General features: G+C 70.9%; 18 protein-coding genes. 3 read left to right on the forward strand and 15 right to left on the reverse strand.

The annotated features are described in order from the left end of the window. Positions 1–161 precede the first annotated feature (161 nt). Entirely contained in the window at positions 162–797 is a 636-nt protein-coding gene (locus ABD999_RS30825) for a DedA family protein (protein WP_345483025.1), read from the forward strand. A gap of 61 nt (positions 798–858) precedes the next feature. Here ABD999_RS30825 and ABD999_RS30830 read toward each other — a convergent pair whose 3' ends face one another. The 7 genes from ABD999_RS30830 to ABD999_RS30860 all read right to left on the reverse strand — a co-directional run bounded on the left by ABD999_RS30830 (position 859) and on the right by ABD999_RS30860 (position 7,291). Beyond that, complete coding sequence (locus ABD999_RS30830; RefSeq protein ID WP_148029795.1) at positions 859–1,218, reverse strand: hypothetical protein; 360 nt, start codon at positions 1,216–1,218, stop codon at positions 859–861. A gap of 209 nt (positions 1,219–1,427) precedes the next feature. Continuing rightward, positions 1,428–2,090 (reverse strand): TetR/AcrR family transcriptional regulator, encoded by a 663-nt coding sequence (locus ABD999_RS30835; RefSeq protein ID WP_148029794.1) that lies wholly within the window; start codon positions 2,088–2,090, stop codon positions 1,428–1,430. 91 nt (positions 2,091–2,181) lie between these two features. After that, complete coding sequence (locus ABD999_RS30840; protein WP_345483026.1) at positions 2,182–3,717, reverse strand: class I adenylate-forming enzyme family protein; 1,536 nt, start codon at positions 3,715–3,717, stop codon at positions 2,182–2,184. A 24-nt stretch (positions 3,718–3,741) separates the two neighbouring features. After that, the gene (locus tag ABD999_RS30845; protein WP_219547919.1) at positions 3,742–4,827 is read right to left on the reverse strand and encodes an LLM class flavin-dependent oxidoreductase; all 1,086 of its coding nucleotides are present in this window, start codon (positions 4,825–4,827) and stop codon (positions 3,742–3,744) included. Continuing rightward, on the reverse strand, positions 4,824–5,702 hold the full coding sequence (locus ABD999_RS30850) for an SMP-30/gluconolactonase/LRE family protein (protein WP_219547917.1): 879 nt from the start codon (positions 5,700–5,702) through the stop codon (positions 4,824–4,826). The genes ABD999_RS30845 and ABD999_RS30850 overlap by 4 nt, the downstream gene beginning before the upstream one ends. After that, complete coding sequence (locus ABD999_RS30855; RefSeq protein ID WP_148029790.1) at positions 5,699–6,772, reverse strand: LLM class flavin-dependent oxidoreductase; 1,074 nt, start codon at positions 6,770–6,772, stop codon at positions 5,699–5,701. Before ABD999_RS30855 ends, ABD999_RS30850 begins: the two co-directional genes overlap by 4 nt. Before the next feature lie 6 nt (positions 6,773–6,778). Then, positions 6,779–7,291, reverse strand: coding sequence for a flavin reductase family protein (locus tag ABD999_RS30860; protein WP_187280996.1), 513 nt, complete (start codon positions 7,289–7,291; stop codon positions 6,779–6,781). Positions 7,292–7,488: 197 nt separating this feature from the next. Between ABD999_RS30860 and ABD999_RS30865 the strand changes: the two genes are divergently transcribed. Next, the gene (locus ABD999_RS30865) at positions 7,489–8,367 is read left to right on the forward strand and encodes an LLM class flavin-dependent oxidoreductase (RefSeq protein ID WP_271279704.1); all 879 of its coding nucleotides are present in this window, start codon (positions 7,489–7,491) and stop codon (positions 8,365–8,367) included. 132 nt (positions 8,368–8,499) lie between these two features. Here ABD999_RS30865 and ABD999_RS30870 read toward each other — a convergent pair whose 3' ends face one another. Further along, positions 8,500–9,285, reverse strand: a complete 786-nt coding sequence (locus tag ABD999_RS30870; RefSeq protein ID WP_271279703.1) for an enoyl-CoA hydratase/isomerase family protein — start codon at positions 9,283–9,285, stop codon at positions 8,500–8,502. A gap of 15 nt (positions 9,286–9,300) precedes the next feature. After that, positions 9,301–10,281, reverse strand: a complete 981-nt coding sequence (locus tag ABD999_RS30875; protein WP_271279702.1) for an aldo/keto reductase — start codon at positions 10,279–10,281, stop codon at positions 9,301–9,303. Positions 10,282–10,353: 72 nt separating this feature from the next. On the opposite strand from ABD999_RS30875, the gene ABD999_RS30880 reads away from it, so the two are divergent. Further along, on the forward strand, positions 10,354–11,241 hold the full coding sequence (locus ABD999_RS30880) for an SDR family NAD(P)-dependent oxidoreductase (protein ID WP_271279701.1): 888 nt from the start codon (positions 10,354–10,356) through the stop codon (positions 11,239–11,241). 14 nt (positions 11,242–11,255) lie between these two features. Here ABD999_RS30880 and ABD999_RS30885 read toward each other — a convergent pair whose 3' ends face one another. The 6 genes from ABD999_RS30885 to ABD999_RS30910 are packed head-to-tail and all read right to left on the reverse strand — an operon-like array spanning position 11,256 to position 17,455. Continuing rightward, entirely contained in the window at positions 11,256–12,155 is a 900-nt protein-coding gene (locus tag ABD999_RS30885) for an SDR family NAD(P)-dependent oxidoreductase (protein ID WP_271279700.1), read from the reverse strand. Positions 12,156–12,211: 56 nt separating this feature from the next. Beyond that, a complete protein-coding gene (locus ABD999_RS30890; protein WP_271279699.1) occupies positions 12,212–13,642 on the reverse strand; it encodes an ABC transporter substrate-binding protein in 1,431 nt (476 codons plus the stop codon). Positions 13,643–13,673: 31 nt separating this feature from the next. Beyond that, positions 13,674–14,840, reverse strand: a complete 1,167-nt coding sequence (locus tag ABD999_RS30895; RefSeq protein ID WP_271279698.1) for a branched-chain amino acid ABC transporter permease — start codon at positions 14,838–14,840, stop codon at positions 13,674–13,676. Further along, on the reverse strand, positions 14,840–15,883 hold the full coding sequence (locus ABD999_RS30900; RefSeq protein WP_345483029.1) for a branched-chain amino acid ABC transporter permease: 1,044 nt from the start codon (positions 15,881–15,883) through the stop codon (positions 14,840–14,842). The genes ABD999_RS30895 and ABD999_RS30900 overlap by 1 nt, the downstream gene beginning before the upstream one ends. Positions 15,884–15,896: 13 nt before the next feature. Further along, complete coding sequence (locus ABD999_RS30905) at positions 15,897–16,610, reverse strand: ABC transporter ATP-binding protein (RefSeq protein WP_148029780.1); 714 nt, start codon at positions 16,608–16,610, stop codon at positions 15,897–15,899. Then, complete coding sequence (locus ABD999_RS30910) at positions 16,607–17,455, reverse strand: ABC transporter ATP-binding protein (protein ID WP_271280439.1); 849 nt, start codon at positions 17,453–17,455, stop codon at positions 16,607–16,609. Before ABD999_RS30910 ends, ABD999_RS30905 begins: the two co-directional genes overlap by 4 nt. Between the last annotated feature and the right edge of the window lie 97 nt (positions 17,456–17,552).

Genomic DNA, 17,552 nt, shown 5'->3' on the forward strand with positions numbered 1-17,552 from the left:
GGACCCGTAGGGATGATTCCGTACGGGCCCAGGTCCCGAGTCAGGGCTCTCCCTGATGGCAGGCGCCGCGCCGCGTGCCACCATGATCCGGATGCACGCACCACCGTTCCTCTTCTCAGCACTCGTACCAGCGGCCCCGGAAGCGCATGGGAGGGCGCCGGGTGGACTGGATCGCTGAGGGCGTTCAGGCGGTGAGCGATCTCCCCTTCCCTCTGCTCGGGCTGGTGGCCGGAGCCATGGCGTTCGCCGAGTCGGGGCTGGGGGTCGGTTCGGTCCTGCCCGGCGAGACGGGCGTGCTGCTGCTGGGGGTCGCCGCCACCACCCCCGGGCGGTTCGCCGCCCTGCTGCTGATCGTCGCGCTGGGGGTCACGGCCGGCGACCACGTCGGCTACTGGCTCGGACAGCGGTACGCCGGTCGCATGCGGGATACGCGGGCGGTGCGACGGCTCGGGGTGCGGCACTGGGATCGCGCGACCGACGCGCTGCACCGTCACGGCGCGGCGGCGGTGTTCCTCACCCGGCTGGTCCCGGTCGTCCGCACACTCACGCCGGCGGCGGCGGGGGCGGCGCATCTGCCCTACAACCGGTTCCTCCCGGCGTCACTGGCAGGGTCGTTGCTGTGGTCGGCGGTGTACGTCGGCCTGGGCGCGTTCGCCGGGGCGTCGGCCGCTCACCTGGAAGGGCTCCTGGGGCGCTTCTCGTGGCTGCTTCTCGCGGCCGTGGCGCTGGTGGCGGCGGCGGTGGCGGTGCTGCGGCGCCGGGCGGCGACGGATCACGGGGACGACGAGCGCGCGTGAGCCGTCGGTGATACGCGTCGGCCCCGGCCGGGTGGTCCGGCCGGGGCCGACGGCGCGCGGGTCAGTCGGCGCAGATGGCGAAGACGCTGATGCCTACGTCGTTGTAGCCGTCCTGGCGGCCGATGCCGATCCAGCCGCGTCCGTCATCGGTGGGGAACGAGCCGACCAGGATCGCCCTGTTGCCGCGGGCCTCGGCGCCGCCGCCGAGGACCTTCTTGCCGCCGGGGCAGTAGAGCGTGCGGCGCTGGAAGTTGGGGACGTTGGCGTTGGGCAGCGTCACGAGCTGGTAGCCGGAGGGCAGCGCCGCCTGGCGGGCCGCCGCGGCGGGGACGTTCGTCGTGCTGGCCGCGGCGGCGGTGGTCACGCACGCGCCCGCCGCGAGCAGGGCGAGCGGAAGGGTCAGGAGCTTCTTGAACTGCATAACTCTCCTTCTTGCGTGCCCCTGGTGACGCACTCCGGGCAGCACGAAACACGCCGGCGAATGCGGTGCTGGAGAGCGGTGACGGGGGCGAAAGGGCCTGACACGAAGAGTATCCATGCAATTACTCTCCGCGTCCAGAGCCCGATCACGTCAAGAAGTGAACGGGGCGCCCCTCGCGGGAGCGGGCGCGCCTCGCGTCGGCACCCGGGTCAGCGGCCCGGGGAAAGGGCGGACAGCGACATCTCGATGAAGTCCTCGCCGATGTCCACCAGGCTGCGCGGGCCCTGCGGGTCGTACCACCGGTAGGTCCAGTTGAACATGCCCACGATGCCCATCACGGCCACGGTCGGGTCGATGTCGTCGCGGAACTCCCCGGCCTTCGCCCCTTCCGTGATCACCTGGGCGAGCAAGCGGCCCCACCGGTCGGCGTTCTCCTTGATGTCGGTCGCCTCGCCCCCGTTCACCACCTGGTCGAGGTTCTCCCGCATGAAGATGAACAGCTCCGGGCGGCGTGACATGGCCAGCACGTACGCGCGCAGCCCGCTGACCAGCTTCTCCGGCGCGGTCGCCTCCTCGGCGACGATCCGCTCCAGTTCGGCGCGCATCTGCTCGATGGGCTGGTGCAGCAGCGCGACGAGCAGCTCTTCCTTCGTGCCGACGTAGTAGTAGAGAGTCGCCCGGTTGATGCCGACCTCGGCCGCCACGTTCTCCAGGGTGGCCTGGGCGTAGCCCAACTGCTCGAAGACGCGTCCCGCGCCCTCCAGGACCTCCTTCCACCGCGCGTCGGACTTGCGGCCGCTGGCCAGGCGTCGCTCCATCCGGCGGCGGGCGATGTCGCTCGGCGGCGGTGGGCGCCGTTCTCGAGGAGCCATCGGTGTCCCCCTCCCTCAGCTCGACTCGCATAAACAGCAACGTTGATGATAGCGCAGGCGGCGGGGGCCGGCGCCCCCGCCGCGGTGGCCGTCACCGTTCCCGCAGGACTCGCTTCAGCACCTTGCCGCTGGCGTTGCGCGGGAGGTCCGGCTCTATCTGGAAGGTCTCCGGCACCTTGTAGCCGGCGAGCCGGGCGCGGCAGAAGTCCCTGGCCTGGTCCTCTTCGAAGGAGGCTCCGGGGGCGACCACCACGTGCGCCCGGACGATCTCGCCCCAGCGCTCGTCCGGGACGCCGACCACCGAGACCTCCAGCACCGCCGGATGCTCGCTCAGCACCTGCTCGATCTCGACGGGGTAGACGTTCTCCCCGCCGCGGATGATCATATCCTTCTTGCGCCCGGAGAGGTACAGGTATCCCTCCTCGTCCCGCCGGGCCAGGTCGCCGCCCCGGAACCAGCCGTCGACCAGCACCTCGTTCGTCGCCTCCGGCATGTTGAGATAGCCGGCCATCACCGCGTCGGACCTGGTGACGATCTCGCCGACCTCGCCGTCCGGGACGTCGTTCAGCTCCTCGTCGCACAGCCGCAGGTCCACGCCCATGCCGGGCTTGCCGATCGAGCCGAGCAGGTGCTCGTGGCCTTTCAGCGCCCGGTGGTGGTCCTCGGGAGTGAGCACGGTCTGGAGGCCCGCCTCCGTCCCGGCGCCGAACAGGTTCATGAAGTCGCATCGGAAGGTCTTCATGGCCCTGCGGAGCAGGCTCGGCGACATCGGGGCCGCGCCGTAGGCGATCGACAGCAGGTTGTGGTAGTCGCCCTTCTCGACGCCGGGCTCCTGCAGGAGCATCTCGATCATGGTCGGGACCAGGAAGACGCCGTGGAGCACGTCACGGCGCAGCCACTTGAGCACCGTGGCGGGGTCGAATCCGTCCAGGATCAGCGACGGGTTGCCGCGGGCCACGCCCGACAGCACGTAACACATGCCGGCGGCGTGGAACAGCGGTGCCGGGGAGTAGTGGAACGCCTCCGCCGGCAGCCGCCGCTCCAGGATGCACTGGAACGTCATGTGCTTGACCATGCGCTGGTGGTGCATGACGCCCTTGGGCAGCGCGGTGGTGCCGCTGGTGAAGGCGAGGCACATCAGCTCGTCGTCGTTGATCACCGTGTCGATCTCGTGATCCTCGCCGGTGGCGAGCAGTTGTCCGTAGTCGCGGTCGGCGACGGGGGACTTCTCGAAGCAGATCGCGGCGGTCAGCGTCGGCACGTCGACGGACTCCACCATCGAGGCGTACCGCTCGCTGAAGAACAGCACCTTGGCCTCGGCGGTGCGCAGCAAGGTCTGCAGTTCGGGCCGGGCGAGGCGGTAGTTCAGCGGGACGTACACCGCGCCCAGCTTCATGCAGGCGAGCAGCACCTCCATGTAGCTCGTGGAGTCGGTGGCGAACAGCGCCACGCGGTCGCCCTTCACCACGCCCATGCGGCGCAACTCGTGGGCCACCCGGTTGACGCGGCTGTTGACCTCCGCGAAGGAGTACGAATCGGTATCGGTCACAAAGCATGGCTTGTTCGGCGTGTTCCGGGCGTGGATCCGGATCCAGTCACCGGTGCGGCTCGTGCGCTGCATGGACATCGGCACCCCATCTGGAGTCAAAGGTCAGGAGAACTCCGGCAGCACGTGCGTACCGAGAAGCTCGATCGACTTCATGACCTTTTCATGCGGAATGTCATAGGGCTGCACGAGGCAGAGCAGCAGGTCGGTGCCCACCGCCTCGTACCGCTTGGCCATCTCGACGCACTGGTCGGGGTTGCCGACGATCACCGCGTCGTTCTTGAGCAGGTAGTCGAAGTCCAGCGTGTTCAGGTCGACACCGCCGAGGAGCCGCTTGGCGTACTCGTAGCTGCCGAGCTGGGTGCCGTCCTTCCAGTCGCCGAGTTCGGCGATCTTCTTCAACGACTCCTGGACGTACCACCCGAAGCGGGGACCGGCTTCGGCGTAGGCGTCCTCGGTGGTCTCCGCGCAGTGCACCTGGGTGAAGGTGGCGATCTGCTCGTTGACGTACTTGCCGACCGGCTTGGCGCGGCGGATGCCGTCGCGGTACCGGCCGAACCGCTTGACCAGGGTCTCCGGCCCCGACGCGACGGAGAACGACAGCAGGCCGATGCCCTTCTCGCCCATCAGCTCATGGCTGTCGGAGCTGGAGGACGCGCCCCACAGCGGCGGGTGCGGCGCCTGCAGCGGCTTGGGAACCACGCCCCGCGGCGGGATCTTGAAGTACTCCCCCTCCCAGGAGAAGGTCTCCTCGGTCCAGCACCCCATGATCACGTCAAGGGCCTCCTCCCACATCGGGCGGGTGTCGGAGGGGTTGATGCCGAAGCCCTCCAGCTCGATGCGGGTGCCTGACCGGCCGGTGCCGAACTCCAGGCGGCCGTTGGAGATGATGTCGATGGTGGCCGCGGCCTCGGCGGCGCGCACCGGATGGTTGTACGGGAAGGGCAGCAGCCGGACCCCGTGGCCGATGCGGATGTTCCTGGTCCGCGCCGCGATGGCCCCGTACAACGCCTCGGGCGCGGAGGAATGGGAGTAGTCGCCGAGGAAGTGGTGCTCCACCGTCCAGACGCTGTGGAACCCCAGCCGGTCGGCGAGCTCGATCTGGCGCAGCGTGTTCTCGAAGGCGTCGTACGCGCTGCGGTCGTTCCACGGGCGGGGCACGGGGATCTCGTACATCAGGCCGAACTTCATGTGATAACTCCCTCGTGCAGTGGCAGCGCGGTCACCTGCAGGTCGTAGGCGACCAGCTCGCCGGTCATGGAGAAGGTGACATAGAGCTGACCGTCACCGATGCAGCAGTTGGTCGGCTGTGCTCCCGTGGGGACCTCGATGGTCCGCTTGAGAGCGCCTACGGCGTCATAGACGAAGATGACGTGCCCGACGCTGCCGCAGACGTAGAGGTCGCCGTCGGCGTCGAAGCACATGCCGTCGGGCGAGCCGGCCGGAAGCTTGGCGAAGACCCGCGGGTCGCCGAGGCCCGTCCCGGCCGACCAGTCGAAGACCAGGATCTTGCGGGTCATCGACTGGGCCACGTAGAGCCGGCCGTCCGGCCCGAAGGCGATGCCGTTGGGCATCGCCGGGACCTCGGCGACCTGCGTGATCGTACGGTCCGGGGAGATCGCGCAGATCCGGCCGGGCTTCAGGCCGCGCAGGTCCTCCCAATTGTGCGAGTCGGTGACGTAGAGCCGGCCGTCGGGGCCGAAGCACAGGTCGTTGGGACGGTGCGGCGGCGGCCCCGGCAGGCCGGTGGCGACCACCGTGACCTGCCCGTCGAGCACCTTCTGCACACGGCCGTCGACCGGCTCGGGCGCGTGCCAGTAACCGCCGGACCGGGTCGCCGACAGGCCCCCGTTGTCGGCGACGTAGATCGCGCCGTCGGCGCCGAGGGCGCTGCCGTTGGGCCCGCCGCCGAGCCGGGCGAGCACCGTCTTGCCGCCGTCGGCCGCGACCCGGGTGACCACCTGACCCTGCATCTCGACCACGGCCACGGCCCCGTCGCCCAGATGGCTCGGCCCCTCGGGGAAGCCGAGGCCGCCGGTGACGACCCGGAACCCCGGGCTGGTCATGGCCGGACCGGTCCGAGGGCCTTGACCCGCGGCATGACCTCGGCGGCGAACAGGCGCAGGTTCTTCTCGGCGGTCTCCGGGGTCATGCCGGCGAAGTTGAACACGCCGTTGAACCCGTCGTTGCCGACCTTCTCCTGGATGGCGACGATGCGCTCCAGGCACTGGTCGGGGGTGCCCCAGATCTGCAGCTCGATGAAGTTGTCCACGACGCGGTCGGAGCCGTGCTTCTGGATCGAGCGGGCGAGTCGCTGGTAGTACTCGTAGCCGAGCGTGGTGTCGAAGTGCCGCCCGCCCAGCTCGTAGTGGTTCAGGACGTACTCGTAATAGCCGCCGATGTACTCCTGGGCCATGTCCCTGGCCTTGATCGGGTCCTCGTCGCAGCAGACCCAGCCGGTGACCAGCGGGGCCGGCGCGTCGACCCCCTTGATCTCCTTGAAGGTGGCCCGGTAGCCCGCGAGGTCCTCGGCGACCTCCATCCAGTCCTTCTGCGGGTTGATCAGGATGCCCGCGCCGATGTCGGCCATGATCCGCACCGACTCGGGCGACACGGCGGCGGCGTAGAGGCGGTCGTCGAACCTGCGCGCCGGCTTGGGGCGCAGCTCGCGGCGCGGGATCTGGTAGTACTTGCCGTCGTACTCCAGGATGCCGGTGTCCAGGGCCGACATGATGATGTCGGCGGCCTCCACGAAGCGCTCACGGGACTCGCCCATCGGGATGCCGAAGCCCTCGAACTCGATGCGGCCGAGGCCCCGGCCCAGACCGAAGACGAACCGGCCGTTGGACACGATGTCCAGGACGGCGACCTGCTCGGCGACCCGGATCGGGTCGTGCCAGGGCAGGATGACCGCGCCGGAGCCGAGCTGGATGCGCTCGGTGCGTCCTGCCATGTAGGTCAGGAACTGCAGGACGTCCGGGATCATGGTGTACGACGTGAAGTGGTGCTCCACGCCCCACAGGGCGTCGAAGCCCAGCGGTTCCGCGAGGTCGGCCAGGCGGAGCTCCGTCTGGTAGATCTCGTCGTCGGTCGCGTTCTCGTGACCTTCGAAGATGCAGGTCATACCTACACGCATGGGGATTTATCCTCCAAAGGATACGGCGCTGCCGGCCGTGGAGCCCGTGGCCAGTTGCTGATAGCGGCCATGACAGAAGATCAGGGGTCGGCCCTGCGCGCGGACGCCGAGGTCGAGCACGCGGCCCAGGACGAACAGGTGGTCACCGGCCGGGTAGCTGTGCTCGAAGGCGCAGTCGAACCAGGCCAGCGCCCCGGAGATGACGGGCGAGCCGGTGGCCTCGGACAAGGTCCAGTCGACCCCGTCGAACTTGCGGCCACCCGACCGCGCGAAGCCGCGGCACAGGCTCTCGTCGTCCTCGCCGAGGACGTTCACGCAGAAGGTGCCGAGCGGCACGATCAGCGGCCAGGTCGTGGACGTCCGGGCCGGCAGGAAGCCGACCAGCGGCGGGTCCAATGACGCCGAGACGAAGGACCCGACGGTGAGGCCGACCGGGCCCTGTCGCGTCATCGCCGTCACCACGGCCACCCCCGTCGGGACGTGGCCCATCACTTGCCGGAACCGATCGGAGTCGAACATGTCGACCGCTGGCCGACGGGTCGGGGTTCGGACCACCATCTGCCTCGTCTCCCAGGTCGTTGGATCGAGTCTGCTGGTACGCGCCGGGTTTCCGCGTGCACGTCACCATTGATGTTGACGTCACGCTAGCATCGCACCTAGTTTGCGTCAACGTGGATGCTGACAGAAATCCCCCGACGGGTCCGGCCTTCGGCGTCATGCTCATTCCGAAGGTGTCCTGGCAGACGCTACGAGATCACTGCCTGCTGGCCGAACGGCTCGGGTTCGACCACGCGTGGATCGACGACCACCTGACCAGCCCGGCGGATCCCGCGCAGGACTGGCTGGAGGCCTGGAGCACACTGGCGGCCCTAGCGACCGCGACCACGACGATCCGCCTGGGCAGCCTGGTGTCCAGCCCGGTGGTCCGTCATCCGGCGCTGCTGGCCCGCCAGGCCCTGACCGTGGAGCGGATCAGCCAGGGGCGGCTGGAGGTCGGCCTCGGCTCCGGGTACGCCGACTCCGACCACGCGCTGGCCGGTTCGCGACCGTGGCCCGGGCGGGAGCGCGCGGAGCGGTTCCGGGAGGCCGTCGCGCTCGTCGACCGGGTCCTGCGCGGCGAGCCTGTCGAGCCCGGGCGGTACTACCGTTCCCGCATCCCGCCGCTCGGCCCCCGGCCGGTGCGATCCCCGCGTCCGCCGCTCACCGTCGCCGCCCACGGACCGCACGCCATGGCCACCGCCGCGCGGTACGGGGACGCCTGGAGCACCTTCGGCGGCTTCGGCCTGTCCGCGGCCGAGCACCTCGACCGCACCGCCCGCCAGGCGCGCCGGATGGAACGCGCGTGTGAGGAAGCCGGCCGGGACCCGGCCACGCTGGGCCGGACGTTGCTGACCGGCCGCCCGCTGGTCAGCTCGGAGAACATGTGGGCCGGCCCGGACGCTTTCGCGAGCTTCGTCTCCCGCTACCGTGCGGCCGGCATCGACCGGTTCGTCTTCTACTGGCCACCGCAGGACTACTGGCCGCACGGCCAGGCCGACGAGGACACCGTCCGCCGCATCGTCACAGATGTCATCCCGGCACTGCGGAACAGCTGAGCGCCGTCAGCTCGCAGCGGCCCGCCGCGAAGGACGTCCGGCGCTGCGGGGCGGCTGAGCGCCGTCACGGAGGACGTCCGGCGCTGCAGGGCGGCTGAGCGCCGTCACGGAGGTCGTCCGGCGCTGCGGGCGTCAGCCCGTGGCGGCTCGCCGTGTCTCGTGCGCTGCGGCGAGTCGCCGGCGGAAGTCGGGGGCGGCCATCGCCTGTTCCTCCAGGGCCAGCGACAGGGGCAGGACCTGGGCGACCGCCGCGCGTACGGCCGCGTTGATCGTGGCCTTGGTGCCGCGTACGGCCGCACGGGGCAGCTCGGCCCAGCGTCCGGCCAGCGCCAGGGCGGCGTCCAGGGCGGAACCCTCGGTGACCAGCTCGTGCAGCAGCCCCCAGGCGACGGCCTGGTCGGTGCTGATCATCTCGCCGCCGAGCAGCAGCCGCTTGGCCCGCTGCGGCCCGGCGAGCAGCGGCCACAGCGCGGCGGGGCCGTTGCCGGCGGGCAGCCCCACCTGCACGTGCGCGTCACCGAAGCGGGCCGAAGGCACGGCGAAGGACACGTCGGCGGCGGAGGCCAGCATCGCCCCCAGCCCCGTGGCGTCGCCGTTGACCGCGGCGATCAGCGGCTGGTCCAGCTCCAGGATGCCGTAGACGATCTCGGCGGCCTCCTGGATCGGCGTCAGGCCGCTGAGCGAGGCATAGGGACGGCCGGGGTCGGTGTCCCCGCCGGCGCAGAAGGCCTCCCCCGCGCCGGTGAGCACGTAGACCTCGGCGTCGGTGCTCCGCCGCGCCTCGCGGAACAGCGTCGACAGCTCCGAGTGCATGACGTCGTCGACGGCGTTGCGCCGCTCGGGGCGGTTCAGCGTGAGCACGGTGACGGCCCCACGCCGCTCGATGGCGATCCTGCGATAGTTCTCCTGGCGCAGCACGTACGGCCTCCTCGATCATGTCGGGACGGGTTCCCCGGGCGGTGTGCCGAGCCCGGCCCAGAGCGTGTCCAACTCGGCCCAGAGCGCCTCGGGCAGATCGGTGGTGAACCGCGCGGCGTTGGCGACGACCTCGCCGGCGTCGCGCATGCCGACGACCACCTGGGTCACGGCCGGATGCCGGAGCGGGAACTGGATCGCCGCCTGGGGCAGCTCGGCGCCGTGGCGCCGGCAGCGGTCGGCCATCCGGCCGGCGGCCTCCAGCAGCCACGGCGACGGCGCGCGGTAGAGGTAGGGCAGGCCGGGCCCGGGCCGGGCGACGGCGAGCAGCCCGGAGGCGTACGGTGCGGCGGCCAGCACGGGAACCCCGGCCTCCTGGCAGCGCGCCAGCAGCGTGGCGGCCGAGCGCCGCATGAGGTTCCACTCCCCCGCGATCATCACGGTGTCGACGGCCCCGGCGGCGACCAGCGCCTGGGCGGCCCGCGGCCGGGTCGTGCCCACCCCGATCGCGCCGACGGCGCCCGCCCGGCGCAGCTCGTGCAGGGCGGGAACGGCCTCGTCGAGCGCGGGACCGAGCAGGTCGTCGGGGTCGTGCAGGAAGACCGTGTCGAGCCGGTCGAGTCCGAGCCGCTCCAGCGAGGTCTCCACGGTGCGCCGGACCCCGGCGGCGGTGAAGTCGAAGCGGGGTTCCCGCCGGGCGGCGGCTCCGTCCAGCCGGTACGGGTCGGCGATCGCCATCGTCCGGCGCCCGACCTTGCCGCTGACCGTGAACCGGTCACGCGGCAGGCCGCGCAGCGCGGTGCCGAGCAGGCGTTCGGCGGCGCCGTCCCCGTAGCTGGGAGCGGTGTCGAAACTGCGCAGGCCGCACTCCCAGGCGGCCTCGACGGCCGCGACGGCGATCTCCTCGGCGTGCTCCGGCCCGGTCTCGCCGCTCGCCGCGGCGAGGCCGCCGATCGGGCCGCAGCCGAAGCAGAGCCGGTCCAGCCTGGTGTCCTGCATTCTTGACCGCCTTTCGGGTGCGACCCTAAGCTTCGTCAGCGTCTACGTCAATGCTGACAGAAGGAGTTCGACATGCTCGTCGGACGTGCCGTGCTGGTGACCGGGGCAGGCCGGGGGCTGGGCCGTGCCTACGCCGTGGACGCCGCGCGGCACGGCGCCGCCGTCGTGGTCAACGACGTCGACGCCGGGGCCGCCGGCGAGACCGCCGCCGAGATCGAAAGGGCGGGCGGGCGCGCCGTGGCCGTCCCGAGCGACATAGCCGACCCCGGCCAGGCGGCGGCCCTGGTCGAGGAGTGCGTCGCCGCGTTCGGCCGCCTGGACGGCCTGGTCAACAACGCCGGGCTCTACCACGAGGCGCTGCCCTGGAACGAGGACCCGCGCCGGCTGCGGGAAGCCGTCGGCGTCAACGTGCTCGGCACCGCGTACTGCCTCGACGCGGCGGCACGGGCGATGCGGGGCGCGGGCGGCGGGTCCATCGTCAACGCCTCGTCACTGGCCATGTTCGGCTACCCGAACATGGCGGCCTACGCCATGACCAAGGGCGCCGTCACCGCGCTGACCTGGGCTGCCGCCCTCGACCTCGAAGCGGACGGAATCCGGGTCAACGCCCTGTCGCCCAAGGCCCTGACCCGGATGACCCGTGACGCGATCAGCCGCGCCCCCACGCCGGACGGCGCGAGCGCCCCTCTCGACGGCATCGACGAGATGTCGCCCGCCGCCGTGGCGCCCTTGGTGACCTACCTGCTCAGCGATGCCTCGGAGGGCGTCACCGGGCAGTTCTTCAGCTTCGACGGCCGGCGTCTCGGCATCGTGCCGCACGTGGGACTCGCCGGCGCTCCGCACGCCGTACGGGAGCGGTGGAGCGCGGCGGACGTCGCCGCGGCGTTCGAGGGCGATCTCGGCGCCGCGCTCCAGCCCTACGGCGGACAGGGACGGCTCCCGCCGCGGCGGCGCGGCTGACGTGGCGGGCGCCGTCAGCGCAGCGGCATCGGGAAGCCGTCGAGATCCGGGAAGCACTGCCGGATCAGGTCGATCTCGTCCATGGCGCAGGTCGGCACCCGCACCGCCGTCTCGCCGGCCACCACCGAGGGCAGTGCCGCGGCGGCCTCCTCCACGGTCAGGTCCGGTGAGAAGTAGCCGTCGGTCGTCGCGATCAGGATGCGCGCGAGCCGGCCGCCACCGGCGGAGACGACCTCGCCGGTGACCGGGCAGTCGCGGTGCGCCAGGGCGAGCACCACCGCCGCGACGCGCGCCGGGTCCAGCTTGGGATCGAGCTTGCCGTACACGTCGGCGGCCATCCGCGAGCTCGCCACCGGGGCGATCGCGTTGACCCGGATGCCGAGCGGGGCGCCCTCCGCGGCCAGCACCCGGGTCAGGCCGACGACGCCCATCTTCGCCGAGGCGTAGACGGCCGAGCGCTTCTGGCCGAACAGGCCGACCGACGAGGAGGTGTTCACGATCGAGCCGCCGCCCTGGGCGGTCATGTGCCGCCAGGCGGGGACGATCAGGTGGTAGGCGCCGAGCAGGTGCACGGACAGCGACAGGTGCACGTCGTCCATGCCCACGTCGCCGAAGTCCTTGGGCCGTCCGACGCCCGCGTTGTTGATCAGGACGTCCACCCGGCCGAAGGCGTCCACGGCCGCCGCGATGATCGCCTCACCGCCGGCCGGGTCGGCGACGCTGCTCGTCTCGGCGACCGCCACGCCGCCGGCGTCCGCGATGTCCCGCGCGGCCGATCGGGCGGCCTCGGCGTCGAGGTCGTTGACCAGCACCCGCGCGCCGCGCCGGCCCAGCTCGCCCGCGTACGCCCGGCCCAGGCCGTGCCCGCCGCCGGTCACCACCGCCACCGCGCCGTCGAAGTCGAGTTCGGGCATGTGTCACTCCTTCGTCGATGGCCGGGGTGCGCGCCGTCGCGCACCCCGGCCGCCGGTCACTGCAGGTTGAGCTTGGTGAAGTTGCCCGTGCTGCCCTCACGGTTGATCAGCTCGCCGATCGGCTTCCACTCGCCGATCTTGCTGGTGGTGGCTCCCTCGTAGCGGAACATCTGGCCGCCCTCGAACAGGTAGGCGTCCTCCACGCCGTTCATCTTCGAGGTCAGCCCCTCGACCAGCAGCGGGTACGGCTGGCTGATGGTGCGCGCGGCCACGGCGATGTTGGCGCGGTTCAGCCCGCCCTGCATCGCGTCGGCGTTGCGCAGCACCGCCACGAGGTACCAGCCCCAGAACCAGCCGTTGGTGTACTGCGCGACCTCCGGGTCCAGCCCGTCCTTCTTCATCTGCTCGGCGTAGAGCTCGGCGTACTCCGGCGCCTTGTTCGCCGGGTCGCTCGGGTTGTAGTAGTACTGGATGACCATGGTGCCGTCGCCGGTCAGGCCCTCCTTCTGCAGCGGCGCCAGCGACGTCTCGATCTGCGCGCACGAGTTGCCCGTGATCACGTCCGGGTCCCACGAGCTGCGCTCGACGCCGCCGATGGCCTGCACGCAGAACGTGCCGGCGACGGCGAAGATGGCGACCTGGGCCTTGCTGGCCGCCGCCGAGGTCAGCTGGTCGGTCATGTTCGGCGCCGACGGGTCGATCAGCTCCTTGGCGACGATCTTGATGTTGCTGCCTTCGGCGGCGTCGGTGAAGGCGGCCTCGTACGCCTTGCCGAAGTCGTTGTTCATGGCGACCACGGCGACGGTCGCGCCGTCGGGATACTTGTCGGAGATCCAGCGCTTCCAGAGCCCGGCCTCGTTGCCGTAGTTCAGGCCCATGCCCGTGGTCCACGGGTAGTTCTCGACGTCTCCCCAGCGGTCCTCGGAGGAGGCCACCAGCAGGTGCGGCATGCACTCGTCGTTCATGACGTCGCGGATGGCGCCGTTGTTGGACGAGCCGAGGATCGCCACGCTGGCCGCGTACTTGTTCTCCTGGATCGCCTTGTCGACGTTCTTGCGGGTCAGGTCCGGCTGGTAGTGGTCGTCCAGGATGTCGAGCTGGATGGTGCGCCCGCCGACGCCGCCGTTGGCGTTGACGTACGAGAGGTAGTTCTTCAGTCCGTCGCCGATGTAGCCGTACGCGGCGAGCGGGCCGCTGTGCGGCATGCTGGTGAACAGCCGGATCTCCTTGTCGGTGATGCCGGTGTTGATGTCGTAGTCGGTGGGACACTTCGACACGTCCAGCTGGAAGCCGCCGGAGCCGCGGAAGACGCACCCGTCGCCGACCTGGCCGAGCGAGGCGTCGACCTCGGCCTTGGGGATGTGCGGGTTGTCTGCGGCGGCGGTCACGTTCTGCTCGGCCTCGGAGACGCACATCTCCGCGGTGGCCGCCTGCTTGTCATGGGAGCACGCGGTCAGGCTCACCGCGGCCAGGAGGACCACGGCCACAGCCGCGGGTCGTACCGTTGAGAACACGAGCTCAGCCTTTCGTCGGTGCACCGGAGTTCTCCGGTTGCGGGGACGACGCTGTCTGGGATCCCCCTGCGTCCGCAGACGGCGTCGGTTGGGAGGATGCGGAAAGCTGGAACCTGCGCCAGCCCGCGGGGACGGGGTCGGTGAACTGGACGAGCCGCCGGCCGGCCTTCTTCAGGCCGCCGGCCACTCCTGTCGGCATCAGGAAGACGATCGCCAGCAGCAGCAGGCAGGAGATGATGCCGACGATCTGGCCGCCGTCGCTGCCCTGGAACGCCGGCAGCGCGGCGGCCCAGTCGGAGACGAACGTGCGGAGGGTGACGAAGATGATCGCGCCGGGGATCGCGCCCAGCATGGTGCCGCTGCCCCCGGCGACCAGCGCCACCAGGAGGAAGATCGACAGGTCGAGTGTGTAGCGGGTGTCGGACGCCTGTGGCAGCTGGATCGCCAGCAGCGATCCGGCCACTCCTCCGAAGGCCCCGCTGATCGCGAAGGCGAAGATCTTGACCCGGGCGACCTGGACGCCGCTGGCCGCCGCGCTCAGCGGGGCCTCGCGCAGCGCCACCATCGACCGGCCGATCCGGCTGCGCAGGATGCTGCGCGCCACCAGGAAGACCAGCACGGCCACGGCGGCGATGACGTAGAAGCGCACGATCGAGGGGCCGACGCGGGTGTAGGGGTTGACGAAGAACCACTCCGGCGCCTGCATGGCCTCGCGGGCGAATTTGCCGCTGGTGCCGCCGGTGAGCTCCTCGAACCGGATGACCAGCGCCGGGAACAGCGCCGCCACCGCCAGCGTCACCGCGGCCAGGTACAGGCCGCGGATGCGCAGTGCCGGGATGCCGATCAGCGCGCCGACGGCCAGGCAGATCACGATGGAGACCGGGATGGTCGCCAGGTAGGGCCAGTCGTGGTCGGCGACCAGGATCACCGTGGTGTAGCCGCCCAGCCCGATGAACGCGCTGTGCGCCAGCGAGATCTGCCCGCAGTAGCCCATCAGGATGATCAGTCCGAGGATGGCCACCGAGTAGGCGGCTATCTGCGAGAGCGTGTCCACCTGGGACACGGTGCCGAGCAGGTGCGGCAGGCCGAGCAGCAGCACCGCCGCTCCGCCGGCCAGGGCCAGTCGCAGCAGCCGGTGCCGGCGGCTGCCCCGTTCGATCCGCAGCGGCATCACACACGCTCCATCGCTCGGTTGCCGAAGAGTCCGGCCGGCTTGAACTGCAGCACCGCGATGATCATCGCGAAGCCCACCACCAGGCCGAGTTCGCTGCCCACGCCGGGCAGGTATCCGGTCACCAACGAGACGCTCAGACCGGTCAGCAGGCCGCCGGCCAGGGCTCCCCGGATGCTGTCGAGGCCGCCCAGGGTGGCCGCCGCGAAGGCGTACACCAGGATCTTGTTCATGAACCCGGGGTCGACGTACGTCGACGGGGCGATCAGGCAGGCGCCCAGCGTGCCGACGGCGGCGGCCAGCGCCCAGCTGAACTGCACGGTGCGGCCGATGTCGATGCCGAGCAACCGGGAGTTCGCCACGTCGTTGGCCACGCAGCGGAAGGAGAGGCCGAGACGGGTGCGGTTCAGCACCAGTTCCAGCACCACGACCGCGCCCACCACCAGCAGCGCCGTGCCGATCGCCTGGTAGGACAGGCGGGCCCCGGCGATCTCGATCGCGTCCGCGGTGCCCTGCGGGAACGGGCTGGGGAAGCTCAGCGGCCGGAAGCCCCAGACCAGCGCGGCCAGCGCGTTGAAGCCGAGGAACAGCGCCAGGGTGACGATGATGATCGCCATGTGGTTGTCCGGGTCGAACGGGCGGATCAGCACGCGTTCGAGCACGGCTCCGCCGAGGCCGGAGACGACCATCGCGATGACGATCGCCGGCAGCACCGGCATCGGCCACATCTCCAGCACGGTCAGCGCCAGATAGCAGCCCAGCATGGCCATCGGCCCCTGGGCGAAGTTGATGATTCCGGTGGCCTTGAAGACGATCACCAGGGACAGCGCGGCCAGGCCGTAGAGCAGTCCGTTGGTGATGCCGTCGAAGAACCGTTGCAGGTACAGCTGCGCGCCGCCGTCGATGACGGCCCAGACGGAGAAGGCGGCGAGCAGCACGATGACGACGAGGACGGCACGCAGCCGCGCCCGCCGGCGGCGGGCGGCGACGACGTCGAGGTCGGCTTGACCGCCGGATACCGCCTGGGACAACACGGTGCCCATGCAAGCTCCTGGTTCAGTTTCCGAGGTAGGCGAGCCGGACGGCGTCGTCCTGCCGCAGTTGGTCAGCGGACGCTGACAGGACGAGGTTCCCGGCCTCCAGTACGTAGCCGCGCTGGGCGATGTCCAGCGCGAGCACGGCGTTCTGCTCGACGAGGACGATCGCCACACCGCGCTCGCGGTTGATGCGGGCGAGCACGTCGAACAGGTCACGCACGATCACCGGGGCCAGGCCCAGCGACGGTTCGTCCATCAGCAGCAGCCGGGGACGGAGCATCAGCGCCCGCGCGATGGCCAGCATCTGCTGCTCGCCGCCGCTGAGGCTGCCCGCGGTCTGATGGCGCCGCTGCGCCAGCCGGGGGAAGGTCTCGTACCAGGACGCGATGTCGTCGGCCACGCCCTTGTCACGCCGGGTTACGGCGCCGGCGAGCAGGTTGTCCTCGACGCTGAGGTCACCCAGCGTGCCGCGGCCCTGCGGCACCATGGCGATGCCCCGGCGGACGATCGAGCTGGTGGAGGCCCCGGAGATGAGGTCGCCGTCGAAGCGGATCTCACCTGTGGTGGTGGTGAGCTGGCAGATCGAGCGCAACGTGGTGGTCTTGCCCGCGCCGTTCGCGCCGAGGACGACGACGACCTCCCCCGTGTCGACGGTGATGTCGATGCCGTGCAGGGCCTCGACGCCGTCGTAATAGGCGCGCACGCCGCTCATGCGGAGCAGGGGTTCGGTCATCGCGGGCTCCCCAGGTACGCCTCGACGAGGCGGGGGTCGTCGCGGATCTCGTCGGGACGTCCCGAGAGCAGGTTGCGCCCGGAGTCCAGGACCACGACGTAGTCGGCGATGTCCATCACGAGCTGCATGTGGTGCTCGACCAGCAGCAGGCTGAGCCCGAGCTCGTCGCGCAGGGCGCGCAGCAACGTGCCGAGGTCTCGCACGTCGCCCTGGGTCAGGCCGGCGGCGGGTTCGTCGAGCATCAGCAGCCGGGGCCGGGTGACCAGCGCGCGGGCCAGCTCCACCCTCCGCAGGGTGCCGAAGGGCAGTCCCTGGCAGGGTTGGAACGCGACATCCTCGATGGCGAGCACGGCCAGCGCGGCGTACGCCCGCTCGGTCAGCTCGCGGTGCTCCGAGCGCACCCCCCAGCCGAAGGGCGCGCCGAGGAATCCGGTCCGCCCGAGGCTGTGCGCGCCCACCATGACGTTCTCGATCACGGTGAGCCCCGGCCACAGGGCGAGGTTCTGGAAGGTACGGGCGATGCCCAGGGCGGCGAGGTCGCCGGCCCGGGCGCGCAGCAGGTCGGCGCCGTCGAACGCGATGGCGCCGGCCACGGGCTGGACGAGGCGGCTGACGCTGTTGAACGCTGTGGTCTTGCCGGCGCCGTTGGGGCCGATCAGCGCGCAGATCTCGCCGCTTCGCACCTGTAGAGAGACGTCCTCCAGAGCGGTGACCCCACCGAACCGCACGGTCAGACCGCGGACGGTCAGCAGCGTCTCGCCCGACGGGCTGCCGGCGGTGCCGGGGGCGGGGTCGGTGTCTGGCGGACGAGTCTTGAGGGTGAAAGAACGTTTGATGCCGCTCATCCCCGTTCCTCCTTGTGATGTTCCAGGGGCGGGATCGCACGCGGGCCGCTAGGACGTGACTGCGTCTACGTCGTCGTTGGTGTTGACGCAGCTTTGC

Source organism: Nonomuraea ferruginea (genome assembly GCF_039540635.1).
GTDB classification, from domain to species: Bacteria; Actinomycetota; Actinomycetes; order Streptosporangiales; family Streptosporangiaceae; genus Nonomuraea; species Nonomuraea ferruginea.

Excerpts from the sequence above, each read along its gene's own strand:
- ABD999_RS30830 (WP_148029795.1), bottom strand. The coding sequence starts at position 1,218 with ATGCAGTTCAAGAAGCTCCTGACCCTTCCGCTCGCCCTGCTCGCGGCG.
- ABD999_RS30835 (WP_148029794.1), bottom strand. The coding sequence starts at position 2,090 with ATGGCTCCTCGAGAACGGCGCCCACCGCCGCCGAGCGACATCGCCCGC.
- ABD999_RS30840 (WP_345483026.1), bottom strand. The coding sequence starts at position 3,717 with ATGTCCATGCAGCGCACGAGCCGCACCGGTGACTGGATCCGGATCCAC.
- ABD999_RS30845 (WP_219547919.1), bottom strand. The coding sequence starts at position 4,827 with ATGAAGTTCGGCCTGATGTACGAGATCCCCGTGCCCCGCCCGTGGAAC.
- ABD999_RS30850 (WP_219547917.1), bottom strand. The coding sequence starts at position 5,702 with ATGACCAGCCCGGGGTTCCGGGTCGTCACCGGCGGCCTCGGCTTCCCC.
- ABD999_RS30855 (WP_148029790.1), bottom strand. The coding sequence starts at position 6,772 with ATGCGTGTAGGTATGACCTGCATCTTCGAAGGTCACGAGAACGCGACC.
- ABD999_RS30860 (WP_187280996.1), bottom strand. The coding sequence starts at position 7,291 with ATGTTCGACTCCGATCGGTTCCGGCAAGTGATGGGCCACGTCCCGACG.
- ABD999_RS30865 (WP_271279704.1), top strand. The coding sequence starts at position 7,489 with ATGCTCATTCCGAAGGTGTCCTGGCAGACGCTACGAGATCACTGCCTG.
- ABD999_RS30875 (WP_271279702.1), bottom strand. The coding sequence starts at position 10,281 with ATGCAGGACACCAGGCTGGACCGGCTCTGCTTCGGCTGCGGCCCGATC.
- ABD999_RS30880 (WP_271279701.1), top strand. The coding sequence starts at position 10,354 with ATGCTCGTCGGACGTGCCGTGCTGGTGACCGGGGCAGGCCGGGGGCTG.
- ABD999_RS30885 (WP_271279700.1), bottom strand. The coding sequence starts at position 12,155 with ATGCCCGAACTCGACTTCGACGGCGCGGTGGCGGTGGTGACCGGCGGC.
- ABD999_RS30895 (WP_271279698.1), bottom strand. The coding sequence starts at position 14,840 with ATGCCGCTGCGGATCGAACGGGGCAGCCGCCGGCACCGGCTGCTGCGA.
- ABD999_RS30900 (WP_345483029.1), bottom strand. The coding sequence starts at position 15,883 with ATGGGCACCGTGTTGTCCCAGGCGGTATCCGGCGGTCAAGCCGACCTC.
- ABD999_RS30905 (WP_148029780.1), bottom strand. The coding sequence starts at position 16,610 with ATGACCGAACCCCTGCTCCGCATGAGCGGCGTGCGCGCCTATTACGAC.
- ABD999_RS30910 (WP_271280439.1), bottom strand. The coding sequence starts at position 17,455 with ATGAGCGGCATCAAACGTTCTTTCACCCTCAAGACTCGTCCGCCAGAC.